Origin of the sequence: Streptomyces hawaiiensis, from assembly GCF_004803895.1 — a bacterium.
GTDB classification, from domain to species: Bacteria; Actinomycetota; Actinomycetes; order Streptomycetales; family Streptomycetaceae; genus Streptomyces; species Streptomyces hawaiiensis.
Window position 1 is genome coordinate 4741277 of the sequence record NZ_CP021978.1, and the last position, 14443, is coordinate 4755719.

Sequence of the window (14443 nt, forward strand, 5' to 3'; positions counted from 1 at the left end):
GCATGACCACACTCCATGGCGAGCGCACGGCGGAACTCGACCGGCCGCTCCTGCCGGAGGCGGTCCGCGAGGAGCTGGCGAAGGCCGACCACCGAGCCGGCCTGACCCTGGCCACTCTCGGCGCGGCCCTGACCGCCCTTCTCACCGCCATCACCGCCGGCGTCATCACCCCCACCCAGTACGCCGCGATCCCCCAACTCCTCCTCTGGACCGGCTGCGCGGCCTGCGCCCCGTCCTTGGTTCTGCTGAGCCTGGCGAGCCGCCCGGCTCCGACCGCCGACCTCCCACCCCAGTTCCTGAACCGCACGACGTGCACCAGGCACCGCCGTATACGGCAGGCGATGGGGTGGGGGGCGGTTTTCCTGACGCTGACCTCGGCGGGGACGCTGACGGGAGTGCTCTCCTAGCCGGCCCTGACGTCCGAACAGCACCCGGCACCGGACGTTCACGCCGCCGGGCTGCCGGCAGGCTGGTCGAAGAGGGCCTTGAGAGCGGCTTCCACGACGGTCACTCCGGCCCGGTCCTGGGCTTCCGACGTACTGGCGCCCAGATGCGGCGTGGGGGTGACGTTGTCCAGCTCGAAGAGCGGCGACTCGGTGCACGGCTCTCGGCCGAAGACGTCCAGGGCCGCGCCGGCGATCTGCCCGGAGACCAGCGCGGCGTGGAGAGCCTGCTCGTCGACGATGCCGCCCCGTGCGACGTTGACCAGGAGAGCCGTGGGCTTCATCGCGGCGAGTTCGGCCCGGCCGATGAGCCCGGTGGTCTCCGCGGTCTTGGGCAGGTGGACGGTGATCACGTCCGCACGGCGCAACAGCTCGTCCAGGGTCAGGAGTTTGACACCGTCCGGGCAAGCATTACCAAGGTGCGGGTCATGGGCCACGATGTCCATGCCGAACGCGGCCATCCGCTCCGCGACCAGCGTGCCGATACGGCCCAGCCCGATCACGCCGAGGGTCTTCGACGACAGTTCGACGCCCGTGTACCGGGATCGCTCCCAACTGCCCTGCCGCAGAGCTGTTCCCGCGGGCAGGAGATGGCGTGCCGACGCGAGGATCAGCGCACAGGTCATCTCCGCGGCGGACACCACGTTGGCGGTGGGCGCGTTGGCCACCGCGACACCGCGGCGGGTGGCGTCCTGGACGTCGACGTTGTCCAGACCGACCCCTGCACGTCCGATGAACCTCAGGCGGGGAGCAGCGTCGAGCACCTCGGCATCGACCCTGGTCGCGCTGCGTACGAGCAGCGCGTCCGCACTCTCGACGGCGGCCAGCAGCGCCGGGCGGTCCGTGCCGTCACAGTGCCGGACCTCGACGTCGGATCCGAGGGAGGACAGTGCCACGGGTGAGAGCGGATCGGCGACGAGCACGACGGGTCTGATGTTCACAGTGATCCTTGGTGGTCTGAGAAGGGATCTTGGGATGACAGACCGGCCGCTCAGGCCGGGACGGCCTGCGGGATGACACCGTCCGTCAGCCGAGGCGTGGCGTGTCGGCTGTGCAGCACTGCCAGCGCCGGTTCCCACGTATAGGAGAACCCGCCACCCGCGGAGGGCAGGGACGCGCGCAGCAGATGCGTCTCCACGAGTTCCTCCAAAAGAGCCTCGGCCCGGAATGCGCTGGTGCTCAGGAGTGAGGCGACGGCCTCGACGCTGAGTTCCCGAAGTCCTCGCGCGGAGATCAGGGTTTCGAAGGCGACCCGGGCGTCGGCGGGCAGCGCAATGAGTGATCGCTCGAGGCTGGAGCGGATGCCCAAGGGGTCCTCGCCCGCCTGCGACGACTCGGCGATCCAGTTCGCCGCCTGACGGGCCGTCCAGTGAGGGCGCAGTCGAAGCTTGGACGCCACGGCGAAGAGCGCGCCGGGCAGGCCGTGGCAGAGCTCGGCCAGTCGCCGAACTCCTTCCGGATCCATCGTGATCCGGTGGTCCGCCACAGCGGAGCCGAGCACCTGCAGACTGTCGTCGAGAGGCAACCGGTCCAGCTCGACCTGCTCGGTGCTGGAAGCGACGAACAGGCGTCGGCGACCACTGATCAGGGTTCCGCATCCCTTCCCGGAAGGAAGAAGCGGAGCCAGGTCCTCCGGGGCGGTCACGTCGTCGAGGACGACGAGCACCCGCCGGTCCGCGGTCCAGGCGCGGAACATCAAGCTCAAATCCGTCACGTCGCGGTTCAGCTGGTCGTCGTGGGCGCCGAGCCCGCGAAGAAAGGAGCGGAGCACCATCGCGTGGTCGACGGGACGGTCGTCGCTGTCGAGGAGCCGGGTGAACAACGTGCCGTCGGGATAGTGCGGGCTCGCTTCCTGGGCGGCATGCACGCACAACTCGCTCTTGCCGGACGCGAGGGGGCCGTTGACCACGACGACGCGCCCTGCCGCAGGTGCCGTGAGCGCGCCGACCGCACGCGCCAACTGGCCTCTGCGGCCGGAGAGCCGGGCCTGCGCTGGGGGGAGGTGGCGCGGCACTTGAGTGGTTGCCGATGCCGATGCCGATGCCGTGGCCGCCGCGGCCCTGAGGGGCTCGGGCACGCCCGGCAGACAGTCGTCGGAGTTGAGTATCGCGGTGTGCAGGGCCTGGAGCTCGGGTGAGGGATCGAGTCCGAGTTCATCGGCGATGGACGTCCGTGCGCGCTGGTACGCGCGCAGCGCGTCGGCCCTGCGGTCCGTCCGGTACAGCGCCAGCATCAGTTGGCGCTGTACGCCCTCGTTCGTCGGTTCCAGCCGGGCCAGCGAGGTGAGCTCGCTCAGGAGCTCGTGGTGCCGGCCCAGGTGCAGATCGGCGTCGATCCGAAGGTGCCTGGCGCTGTTGCAGAGCTCGTTGAGCCGGAGTGCTTCGGACTCGAGGATGGAGCCCTTGCGCACGTCTACGAGCGCTGAGTCGCGCCACAGCGTCATCGCCGTGACAACGGAGTTCCGGGCGCGCAGGAAGTCTCCCTTGTGGAACTCCTGGCGAGCCCGGGAGATGAGTGGTTCAAAACGGAAGGCGTCCACGCGGTCGTCGGGAAGCGTCAGCTGGTATCCACCGTCGACCGTGCTCAGCGTCGGCCGTGCGCCGCGCCGGCGAGCGGCGTCGCCGCGGGGGCTGCCGAGCTCGAACTTCTTCCGGATCTGGCAGATGTACGTCTGTAGTGCGGTGCTGACGCTGGTGGGCGGGCTGTCTTCCCAGAGTTCTTCGACAAGTTGCCCGGATCGCACGACCCGGTTCGCGTTGAGTGCGAGCAGGGCGAGAATCTGGCGGACCTTCTGGGCTGCCGGGGCGGTGTTGGCGCGATCGTCCCCGGCGTAGACCTCGAACGGTCCCAGAAGATTGACTCGCATGGGCTTCTCCATCGTGTGCTGACTGACGGGAGCGTTCGGGACGGCTCTCAGACCATTCCGGCACTGCCCATGGATTGGATCTCGGTGGCGAAGAGCTGCCAGCTCTTCGCGTACGCCTCGGCGAGCTGGGCCACCGCGGACATGCAGTGGGGCGGCACGCTCGCGACGATGGCGTCCTTGTCGCGGGTCACGGCCGCGCCGGCGTCCAGGAGACGCAGCACCGTCCGGCCGGCCTCGTTGAAACGCAGTGAGGGATCCCGCCTCAGCAGGCGATGGATCTCGCCCGCGTCGGCCGGCTGCCCCGCGTCGGCGGGAGGCGAGGTGGGCCGGATCTCTGCGGGAGGCGGGGTGGGCCGGATCTCTGCGCTTGACACCCCTGTGCCGGCGCTGGCGGTCCCGACACCGCGCGCGGGTCCGGAGGCGACGGTGACGTCGTCACCGCGCGCGATCCGGTCCCGCACCGCGGCCACGGTCGTCGGAGAGACACCCGCCTGCTTGGCGATGTGCCGTAGTGAGGCCCCCGGGTGCTGTCGCAGCAGAGCCGCGGCGAGTTCCCTGCCCCGCTTCGGGTCGACCGCTCTGGCACGACCGTCACGGCCTACGCGCTTGGCATCGGGCGCGGGCGCACCGAGCAGGCGGCGACGGATCTCAGCGGCCTTCCCGCTGGACACTCCCGCGATCTCCGCCACGAATCTGTCCGACCAGTGAGGACGGCTCGCGAGGATGCGCTCCGCGGCGGCAGTGCGTTCCCCCAAGGTCAGCGGAAGGCCGTGTGTCACGTTCAGGGCCACGGCGAGCAGGCGGCCGTCTTCCGCGCTGCCGTCGAAGAAGCGCACCGCGATGGTTGGCCGACCGCGCATCTGTGCTGCCCGAAGGCGGTGGATCCCGTCGATCACCGTCATCGACGGACGGTGCACGAACAGGGGCGGGAGGCCCGCACCCGTGTCCGCGAGCTTCCGGGAGTGGGCCGGGTCCTCCACCGTGCGCCGGGGGGAACCCGTGATCCGCAATGCTTCGAGAGGAACGATCTCCACCGGAGCCCGCAACAAGGTGTCGCGGAGTTCGATCAGGTACGCGCCGTCGGGCGCCGGGTGAGGCATCGCCTCGTGCCGGCGGGTGCCACCGCCGCCTCGTCCGTGGGGCCTCACTGCCAGCCCGCGTCATCCGCCGTCTGCTGTCCGGAAACGGCCACGGCCGAGGGGGCAGGCGACTGCCAGCCCGCATCCGCCTGGACCGCCGTCCGCTGTGCCGGCTCCGACTCGGCCGCCCCCAGGACCATCGCCAGCGCTGCCGCAAACGCAGTCCCGAAGCCCACAACTCGACGCATCGTCATCTTTCTTCTCCCCCGGATAAGAAGTCCTCAGGCGCTGATCGCGCCGATGACTGAGTTTGATCCGTGACCGGAGGCGGAGTGAAGAGAGTTCGGGAGGGGCAGAGTGGCCATGTCCTGATGAGGACAGATTCCGGCTCGGCGCGAGCGGGCCCGTGGGGGCATCACCAGGAAGTGCCCGGGGCCAGAGAAACCGATGCCGAGAGCAGAGTCCACTCGCCGAGGTGTGGCTCCGCTCCGACCGCGGTCCACCACGCGACGCGGGCGGCCGACTCGGCCAGCTCCGGGGCAGCGGACTCGAGGAAGATGCCGACGGCCGGGACGGAGCCGTCCGCGGGGTGCACGGTGGCGTGGAGGATCGCCGTCTCCGGCGGAGCGGCCCGGGTGATGACCGCCGCCACCCCCATGGGCAGGGGTGTCCCGGAGGGGTGTGGCGCGAGGTGGACGTGAACCAGGTACAGCCGTCGCGATCGTCGCGAGTGGTCTCCGTCACAGCCCCTCACCAGGCCGTTCATGTAGCCTCTCCAATCGTTTCATTACGCACACATGACCGGTGTGCAGGAGCGATCCGTACACCTGGGACGAGGCGTACAGGGGGGACGCACATGCTTTCTGGACTGGGCATCGACGCGGCTACAGAAGCCGTGTACCGGACCATGCTGGCTCGGCCGGAAGGCGGCATCGCCTCGTGGGCGAAAGAGCTCGACCTGCCGGAGAGCGAGGTACGCCGGGCACTGGACCGCCTGAGCGGCTTGGCGCTGGTGCGGCGCTCTACAGACGATCACGCGCAGGTGCGTCCTGTGAACCCCTTGCTCGGCCTGGAGGCCCTACTCGCCAAAGAACAGGCCGAGTTGGCCGCGCACCAGCTGCGCGTCGAGGCGAGCCGAGCGAAGGTCGCCGAGACCATGGCGCAGTTCGCGGACCGCTACGCGGCCGGTGCGGGATCGGGTTTCCAGTACCTCGAAGGCATTGACGCCGTCAGGGAGCACATCGAAATACTCACCAATCAAGTGCAGGATGAATTCTTGACCTTTGCCCCGGGCGGGCCTCAGACGCAGGCGAACATGGCCGCTTCGCGTCCGCTCAATCTGAGCCTGCTCAATCGGGGTATCCGGATGCGCACCATCTATCTGGACAGCATCCGGCGCGACCAGCCGACCGTCTCGCACGCCACATGGCTGGTCGATCACGGTGCTCAGATCCGTACGACTCCTTCCCTTCCCAACCGCCTCATCGTTGTAGACCGGCGGACAGCCCTTATCGCGACCGACAGCCAGAACACCCGCACCGGTGCGGTTGTCGTGGAGAACCCGGGCACGCTCGCGCTGATCATCGCGCTGTTCGAGTCCGTGTGGCAGTCCGCGCAGCCTTTCGGAACGCGGCCGGAACGGGAGCCGGAACAGCTGAGTGCTCATCAGGCCGAAGTGCTCCGCCTGATGGCGCAAGGGCTCACTGATGACGCCATCGCGCACCACCTGGGTGTCTCGACGCGCACCGTGCGCAGAACCGTGTCCGGTCTGCTCACCCAGCTCGACGCCCGGAGCAGGTTCCAGGCCGGCGTCCAGGCCGTGCGGCTCGGCTACCTGCCGAGCAACCTCGACTGAAGGTCCGGCCCGACCTACCGTAGGCCATGCCGAGGCCGTCCAACCGCTCGTCATGCGCAGTTGAACGCGGATCGGTTGCCACGAACCGCTTGAGTTCCGCTTGAGTCGGCCTGGAACCCCGCGTGTCAGATTCGTTGCATGGTTCAAAGGCATGCCGACAAGGCGCTGGTCGAGAGAGTCAAACAGCTCCGTACCGGCCTCGCGGGGACCCCGCTGATCCCATTGGCGCATGACGAGCTCGACATTGTCGCCAAGCTGGAGTTCTGCAATCCGACCGGCAGTACCAAGGATCGCTCGGCACTCTGGATCTTGGAGCGGGCGATCTCCCGCGGTGAAATCCAGCAGGACACCACGGTGGTGGAGTCATCGTCCGGGAATTTCGCCCTGGCGCTGGCGTTCTACTGTCGCATGCTCGGCATCGCGTTCGTGCCGGTCATCGACCCCAATTGCAACGCGGCGACCGAAGCGCACCTGAGAAATCTGTGCCGTCACGTGGAGAAGGTCTCCCGGAGGGATGCCGCGGGCGGATACCTGAAGACCCGCCTGTCCAGGGTTCAGGAACTCCTCGCGAAGTTCGGTCCCGCGTACTGGCCCAACCAGTACGCCAACCCCGATGCCCTCGACGCGCACTATCAGTTCACCGCGGGTGAGCTGATCAAGGACGCGGGCGTCATCGACTATCTGTTCGTCGGTGTGAGCACGGGCGGAACCATCGCCGGCGTCTCCCGTCGGGTCAAGGAAGCCTTTCCGCGGTCGGTGGTGGTGGCCGTGGACACCGAGGGCTCCGTGATCTTCGGGGGGCCGCCGAAGAAGCGGTGGATTCCCGGCATCGGTTCCAGCATCGTGCCGCCTTTGTGCCGGCAGGCGCTCATCGACGAGGTCGAGATCGTCTCCGAGGTTCGTGCGGCCGAGGGCTGCCATGAACTCCTCGATCGCTACGGGCTGTTCGTCGGCGGTTCGACCGGGAGCATCTACGCCGGAATCCAGAGCTACTTCGCGCGCAACCGGCCCACCGGGCCTCGCCCCACCGTCGCCTTCCTGGCCGCGGACCGTGGGCACGCCTACGCCAAGACCGTCTACGACGCCGACTGGCTTCGGGAACTGCGTGCGGAAGCGGCACGGTCCTCGTCGCCCGCACGGGCACATCAGTCAGACATCGAAGGAGAACTGCTCACGTGCACGCCCTGACCCCGCCGACCATGACGGTGATCGACGCAGCCGACGTCGCCGCACAGATCAACGGCAGCCGTCCGGAGCTGCTGGAGGTCGTACGCCGCGCCTATCTGGCCCACGACGCGGGCCAGAGCTCCAACCCGCACAGTTCGTTCCTCCGGTTCCCGCACCAGTCCCGCTCACGCATCATCTCCCTGCCGGCGTATCTCGGCGGTGAGTTCGACGTGGCGGGCAACAAGTGGATCGCCAGCTTCCCCGACAACATCCAGCACGGGATCCCTCGTGCCTCGGCCACTCTGATCCTCAACGACTGCGTCACCGGATACCCGTTCGCGTGCATGGAGTCGTCGGTCATCTCCGCCACCCGTACCGCGGCCTCCGCGGTGCTCGGCGCCGAAGTCCTGCTCGGTGAGCGGCGCGCACGCCGGGTCGGCATCGTCGGCACCGGTCTGATCGCCCAGCACGTCTGGAAGTTCCTGCGTGATCTCGACTGGGAGATCGGCGCGTTCCGGCTCTTCGACCTCAACCGGGACGCCGCCGAGCGCTACGGCCTCGTCCTCAAGGAGGACGCCGCGGCCGAGGTGGAGATCGCCGAGCGCGTCGAGGACGCCTTCGCCGACTGCGACCTCGTCGTGCTCACCACCGTGGCCGGAGAGCCGCATCTGCACGACCCGGAGCTCCTGGCACACGGCCCGGTGGTGCTCCACCTGTCCCTGCGCGATCTGTCCCCCGAAGTCGTCCTGGCTGCTCAGAACTTCACCGACGACGTGGACCATGCGGTGCGTGAACGCACGTCGCTGCACCTGACCGAGCAGGTCACCGGTAACCGGGACTTCATCGACGGCACCATCGGCGACCTCCTCGACGAGCGCCGGACCCGCGAGCCCGGACGCCCCGCGATCTTCGCGCCGTTCGGCCTCGGCGTCCTGGACCTGGCCGTCGGCAAGTGGGTGCACGACCGGCTCGTCGAGGCGGGCAAGGGCCATCGGGCGAGCGAGTTCTTCACCGGCGTGGAGGTCTGATCATGAGTGCTGCGGAAGACCGCTACCTGGTCGTCGTCAACCACGAGGAGCAGTACTCGATCTGGCTCGCCGACCGTGACATCCCCATGGGCTGGCGGCCGGTGGGCGAGGCCGGCACGAAGCGGGAATGCCTCGCCCACATAGAGCACGTGTGGACCGACCTGACCCCGCTGTCCGTCCGTATGTCCCTGTCCGAGCCGGCGGCCAAGGACCCGTCGCGATGAGCGCGGCCATGTCCTCCGCACCGAGCGAGGCCGCGCAGCTGTGGCTGCGCGGCCTGGACAGCCGGCGGCAGACCGCCCGCTACCGTCTGTTCGTCTTCCCGCACGCCGGTGCCGGCGCCTCCTCCTACCAGCTGGCCGAACACTTCCCGGACAGCGTCGAGGTCTGCTCCGTACAACTGCCGGGGCGGGAGAACCGCTTCGTCGAGCCGCCTCTGCTGTCCGTGGAAGCCGTTGTGGACGAGCTGGCGCCGCTGATATCCGGGCGCTCGGAACTGCCGTTCGGCTTCTTCGGGCACAGCATGGGCGCGCTGCTCGCCTTTGCGCTGGCGAACCGCCTCCGGAACACGGGCGCACCGCTCCCCACCCGGCTGTTCCTGTCGGCCCTGCGCGCCCCCCATCTGCCGGACCGGGAGCCCCTGCACCACCTGTCGGACGCCGATCTCCTGGCCCGGTTGAGGCGTTCGGAGTTCGTGGGCCTCGACCCCGAGTTGCAGGAGCTGCTGCTGCCCACGGTGCGCGCGGACCTCACCGTGTGCGAGACGTACGAGCACCGGCACCAAGCGCCGTTGCCCTGCCCGTTCACCGTGCTCGGCGGTGACCGGGACGACTCGGTCCGCGAGCCGGAGCTGGCCGCCTGGCGCGCGCACACCTCCGCCGAGTTCGAGCTGCGGATGTTCCCGGGAGATCACCTCTATGTACGCGGCGCAGAGCAGCAGCTCGTCGAATCGATAGCGCGCACCCTTCCCGTCCGGCGTTGAGAAACGTCCCCCGTCCGGGGTTGAGAAAGGATCAGTTCATGGCGCCGACCACTCTGGTCGCACTGTGGGAGCAGCGGGTCGCGACGGCCGCTGACTCCATTGCCGTCGTCGCGGGCGACGAGCGCGCCACCTACGCCGAAGTGGACCGACGCGCCACGCTCGTGGCCGCGGAGCTGCGCTCGCGCGGCATCGGCCCGGAGTCGCTGGTCGGCGTCTGTCTCGGCCGGTCGGTCGACATGGTGGTGGCACTGCTCGGCGTCCTGAAGTCCGGCGCCGCCTATCTGCCGCTCGACCCCAGCTATCCCGCCGACCGCCTGCGGTACATGCGGACCGATTCCGGGTCGGAGCTCGTGCTGTGCGACGCGGACCACCGTGCGCAGATGCTGGGCGCCGACGCCGATGAGGCGTGCGGGACCGCGGACATCCTGTTGATCGAGGACCTCACGGCGGCGGAGGGCGCCCGTGTGCCGGCGGAGCTCACCGCGCAGGCCGGCGACGCGGTCGGTCCGCAGAACCTGGCCTACGTCATCTACACCTCCGGATCGACCGGGCTGCCCAAGGGCGTAGGGATCGATCACGCGGCGATCAGTTCGTTCCTGAAGAGCGTGGCGCAGCGCCCCGGCCTCTCCCGGGACGACCGCGTCCTCGCCCTCACCCCGCTCTCCTTCGACATCTCCACGCTCGAACTCTTCCTGCCGCTGACCCTCGGCGCGACCGTCGTCATGGCCCCGCCGGCCGCCAACACCGACCCCGAAGTGCTCGCCGCCGCCATCGAAGAAGCGGGAGTGACGGTCGTCCAGGCGACCCCCACGACCTGGCGCATGCTCGTGGCCTCCGGCTGGCAGGCCGGCCGGGGGAAGGTGCTGCTCTCCGGCGGCGAACCGCTGGATCCCCAGCTGGCACAGGACCTGCTCGCCACCGGCGGCACGCTGTGGAACCTGTATGGGCCGACCGAGGCCACGGTGTGGGCCACGGCCGGCCGCATCGACACCGCGGAGGAACGGGTGACCGTCGGCACCGCGCTGTCCAACAGCCGCCTCCACGTGGTCGACGAGCACGGAAACGAGGTCTCCCCGGGCGCCACCGGCGAGCTGTGGATCGGCGGTGAGGCTGTGGCCCGCGGCTATCTGAACCGCCCGGCGCTGACCGCCGAACGCTTCGTACCGGATCCCTTCGGCGGTACGGGAGAGCGTCTGTACCGCACCGGTGACCTCGCCCGATGGGCCTCCGACGGAAGCCTGGAGGTCCTCGGCAGGAACGACCACCAGGTGAAGGTGCGCGGCTACCGCATCGAACTCGGTGAGATCGAGGCGAGCGTCCGCAGCCATCCACTCGTCGCGGACGCGGTGGTCGTCGTCGACCACCAGGCCGCCGGGGGCGCCCAGTTGGTGACGTATCTGGTCCCCGCCCACGGCGCCCCCCAGGATCTGCCGGTCCGACTGCGTGACCATCTCGCCGCAAGGCTCCCGGCCCACATGGTGCCGCAGGGGTACTCCGTACTCGACGTCCTGCCCCGCACACCCGCGGGCAAGGCCGACCGCAATGCTCTCGGCGGCGCTCCCTACGAGCGGATCCGACAGGCCGGGCACGCGGCTGAGGAGGCCGTGCCGTACCCGGAGACCGAGACCATCCGCCGGGTCTGGGGCGAGCTCCTCGCCGTGTCCGACGTCTCCCCGCACGACGACTTCTTCGGCCTGGGCGGGCAGTCGCTCACCGCCGTTCGGGCGGTGGCGCGGCTGCGTGAGGAGCTTGGCGTACCCGTCGACGTACAGGCGATCTTCGCCCACCCGACGGCGGCGGGCCTGGCCGCGGCGCTCGGCACCCTCCGGACGGAGCATGAGGAGCCGATCCGCCCGGCGACCAGGGCGGAACTCTCCTTCGGCCAGGAGCGCATCTGGATCTTCGAGCAGCTCAACAGTGATGTCCGCGCCTACCACCTGCCGCTCGTCCTGGCCTTCCCGGGTGACCGTGCCGATGTGCCGGTGCTCGAGCACGCGTTGTCGGCCGTGGTACGGCGACACGAGGTACTCCGTACCGCGCTGCCCACGGTCGACGGCCGGGTCCAGCCGGAGGCGCGGGCCGCGACGCCGGTATCGGTCACCTGCGTGGAGACCTCGCAGGAGGAGCTGGACGAGCTGCTCACCGAGCGGATCCGTACACCCTTCGCCCTGGAAGAGGCGCCGCTCCTGCGCGCGGAACTCCTGCGCATGCCGGAGCGCGATCTCCTGCTGCTCACCCTCCACCACATTGCCTCCGACGGCACGTCACTCGACCTGGTGGTGCGCGAACTGGGCGACCTCTACGAGGAGCTGCGCGCGGGTGGCGCTCCCCGTGAGATCTCTCTGCCTGTGCAGTACGCAGACTTCGCGCAGTGGCAGCGAGAGCGGCTGGATGAGGCCGAGGTGGAGCGGCTGCTCGGTTACTGGCGACAGCGGCTCGACGGTGTTCCGGCCCTTGAGCTGCCGACCGACCGGCCACGGCCGGCGATCGCGGGGCACCGCGGCAGCCGTGAACTGTTCCGTGTCCCGGCCCACCTCACGGACAAGGTGCGTGAGCTGTGCCGTGCGCAGGGCGTCACCCTGTTCATGGGGTTGCTCGCACCTCTCCAGGTGCTGCTCGGCAGGTACGCGGACGAGAGCGACGTCGCCGTCGGCACGCTGGTCGGAGGCAGGCAGCGGCCGGAAGTCGAAGACGTCGTCGGCTACTTCGTGAATACGGTGGTGCTGCGTACCGACCTCTCGGGCGACCCGTCCTGGCGGGAACTGCTCACAAGGGTCCGCGAGGTCGCGCAGGGGGCCTACGCCCACCAGGAGCTGCCGTTCGAGAAGCTCGTCGAGCGGCTCTGTCCGACGCGGGACCTCAGCCGCAACCCCCTCTTCCAGGTGTTGTTCGCCCTCGACGAGGAGGCTCCGGCCGGTGTTCTCACCGAGGTCTTCGACCGCAAGGAGCTCGAAGGACGGCTCGGCTCGGCCCGCTTCGACCTCGCATTCGACGTCACCGACCACGCCGTGGGCAGTGGTGACCTGTCCGTCTCGATCGAGTACGCCACCGATCTCTTCGACCGGGCCTTCGTCCAGCGCCTCGCCATCCACTTCGTACGGGTTCTGGAGCAGATGGTGGGCGACAGCACGGCCCGGCTGTCCGAGCTGGAGATCCTGTCCGGACAGGAGCTGCGCGCCCTGGCCCGTGGCGACCTCGCCGAGCCCCTGCCCGAGCCGAGCACGCTGGTGCGGATGTGGGACGCGCAGGTCCGCAGGACTCCCGACGGGGTGTGTCTCGTGGGCGATGCCGAGTCGTTGACCTTCGTGGAGGTCGACCGGCGTGCCGAGGCGCTGGCCGGGGCGCTGCGGGCCAGGGGCGTGGGTCCGGAGCGTCTGGTGGGCGTCTGCCTGGAGCGCTCGGTGGAGATGGTCGTGGCGCTGCTCGGAGTGCTGAAGGCCGGCGGTGCCTACGTGCCGCTCGACCCCGGCTATCCGGCCGACCGGATCCGGCATCTGCTCGACGACTCCGGTGTGCGTCTGGTGGTGGGTGACCCCGGTCATGCGTCGTCGGCGCTGTTGCCCGGGTCCGTGACCCTCGTACCCGTCACCGAGGAGGCGGGGCCGCCGGCCGAACGGAGCGTGGTCGAGGGTGCTCAGCCCGAGCCGCACCACCTCGCGTACGTGATCTACACGTCCGGGTCGACGGGCAAGCCGAAGGGTGTGGCGATCACCCACGCCAACATCACCGCGTTCCTGGAGTGGAACCAGCGGCTGTGCCGTCTCACCGAGCGGGACAGCGCGCTGCTGAACCACTCGGTGGCCTTCGACAACTCGGTGTGGGAGATCTTCCAGTGCCTGGTCTCCGGGGCTCAGCTGCACCTCGCCAACTCCACCGCCGCGTACGACCCGGAGGCGTTCTTGCGGGAGCTGAGCGAACGGCGGATCTCCACCCTCAACGCCACGCCGTCGCAGATGCGGATCCTGCTGGAGGCGACCGACGATCCCGCCCGGGGGCTCGCCTCCGTACGGCTGGTCTTCACCGGGGCGGAGGCGGTGCCCCACGACGTCGCGCGCCGCATCCTGGAGGTCACCGCGGAAGGCTGCCAGGTCTTCAACGAGTACGGGCCGACCGAGGCGACCGTCACGTCCGCGTACTGCCCGATCACCACCGAGCTGATCGACCGTCACGCTCATCGGCCGAGCGTCCCGTTCGGCCAGGCCACCGACAACGCCCGCCTGTACGTGCTCGATCCGCGGCTGCGGCCCGTCGTGCCCGGGTGCCGGGGACAGTTGTACGTCGGCGGTGTCGCCGTGGGACGCGGCTACTTGGGGCAACCGGCCAGGACGGCTCAGGTCTACCTGCCCGATCCCTTCGCGGAGGAGCCCGGCGCACGCATGTACGCCACGGGTGACGTCGTGCAGCTCCTCCCCGACGGGAACCTGGTGTTCCTCGGTCGCGACGACCACCAGGTCAAGGTGCGCGGATTCCGCATCGAACTCGGAGAGATCGAATCCGTGCTGCGTACGCACTCGGCGGTCACGGACTGTGTGGTGGCCGTACACCGTACGGCCACGGGTGTCGAGCAGCTGGCGGCGTACGTCATCCCGCAAGCCGCGGCGGACACCGCGACCTCCTTCACGCCGGCGCACCTGCGGGAGCACCTGGCCGGGCAACTGCCGTCGTACATGGTGCCGCAGTGCTACACCGTCATCGACCAGATCCCGCTGACCCCGAACGGAAAGGTCAGCCGGGACGCCCTGCCCGCACCGCAGACCGTGGCCGCTGATCCGGTGAACGATCAGGAGATCACCAAGGAACAGCAGCTCGTGGTCGAGGTGTGGCAGGAGGTTCTCGGTATCGACGGCCCCCTGGGGGCCGACGACAACTTCTTCGAGGTCGGTGGCAACTCGCTGGCCGTCACCGCGGTCGCGGTGCGGCTGAGCACACGGCTCGGACGCCGTGTCTCACCGGTCCTGGTCTTCCGTTTCCCCACGGTCGCAGACCTCGCCGAAGCCTTGGAAGAGGCGTGGTGACCGTGACG

10 protein-coding genes and 1 pseudogene are annotated in these 14443 nt (G+C 69.4%); 7 read left to right on the top strand and 4 right to left on the bottom strand.

What is annotated here, in order from left to right; translation table 11 throughout:
* Positions 1-2: 2 nt before the first annotated feature.
* Complete coding sequence (locus tag CEB94_RS21905; RefSeq protein ID WP_175433830.1) at positions 3-407, top strand: Pycsar system effector family protein; 405 nt, start codon at positions 3-5, stop codon at positions 405-407.
* 71 nt (positions 408-478) lie between these two features.
* Here the strand turns inward: CEB94_RS21905 and CEB94_RS21910 are convergent.
* From CEB94_RS21910 to CEB94_RS21925, 4 genes and pseudogenes are all read right to left on the bottom strand, one after another.
* Positions 479-1384 (bottom strand): annotated as a pseudogene (locus tag CEB94_RS21910) (hydroxyacid dehydrogenase); the annotation flags it as partial.
* A gap of 50 nt (positions 1385-1434) precedes the next feature.
* Positions 1435-3309: an AfsR/SARP family transcriptional regulator gene (locus tag CEB94_RS21915; RefSeq protein WP_175433832.1), complete on the bottom strand. Its 1875-nt coding sequence runs from the start codon at positions 3307-3309 to the stop codon at positions 1435-1437.
* Positions 3310-3356: 47 nt separating this feature from the next.
* Positions 3357-4409, bottom strand: coding sequence for a ParB/RepB/Spo0J family partition protein (locus CEB94_RS21920; protein ID WP_175433833.1), 1053 nt, complete (start codon positions 4407-4409; stop codon positions 3357-3359).
* A 394-nt stretch (positions 4410-4803) separates the two neighbouring features.
* A complete protein-coding gene (locus CEB94_RS21925) occupies positions 4804-5046 on the bottom strand; it encodes a hypothetical protein (RefSeq protein WP_175433834.1) in 243 nt (80 codons plus the stop codon).
* Between the two features lie 198 nt (positions 5047-5244).
* On the opposite strand from CEB94_RS21925, the gene CEB94_RS21930 reads away from it, so the two are divergent.
* The 6 genes from CEB94_RS21930 (at position 5245) to CEB94_RS21955 (ending at position 14435) form a co-directional block, all read left to right on the top strand.
* A complete protein-coding gene (locus CEB94_RS21930; RefSeq protein ID WP_175433835.1) occupies positions 5245-6243 on the top strand; it encodes a helix-turn-helix transcriptional regulator in 999 nt (332 codons plus the stop codon).
* Between the two features lie 138 nt (positions 6244-6381).
* Positions 6382-7431: a 2,3-diaminopropionate biosynthesis protein SbnA gene (gene sbnA, locus CEB94_RS21935; RefSeq protein WP_175433836.1), complete on the top strand. Its 1050-nt coding sequence runs from the start codon at positions 6382-6384 to the stop codon at positions 7429-7431.
* A gap of 11 nt (positions 7432-7442) precedes the next feature.
* On the top strand, positions 7443-8438 hold the full coding sequence (gene sbnB / locus CEB94_RS21940) for a 2,3-diaminopropionate biosynthesis protein SbnB (RefSeq protein ID WP_175437110.1): 996 nt from the start codon (positions 7443-7445) through the stop codon (positions 8436-8438).
* A gap of 2 nt (positions 8439-8440) precedes the next feature.
* Complete coding sequence (locus tag CEB94_RS21945) at positions 8441-8662, top strand: MbtH family protein (RefSeq protein ID WP_175433837.1); 222 nt, start codon at positions 8441-8443, stop codon at positions 8660-8662.
* Entirely contained in the window at positions 8659-9420 is a 762-nt protein-coding gene (locus tag CEB94_RS21950; RefSeq protein ID WP_175433838.1) for a thioesterase II family protein, read from the top strand. Before CEB94_RS21945 ends, CEB94_RS21950 begins: the two co-directional genes overlap by 4 nt.
* Positions 9421-9458: 38 nt before the next feature.
* A complete protein-coding gene (locus CEB94_RS21955) occupies positions 9459-14435 on the top strand; it encodes a non-ribosomal peptide synthetase (RefSeq protein ID WP_175433839.1) in 4977 nt (1658 codons plus the stop codon).
* Positions 14436-14443: the final 8 nt, after the last annotated feature.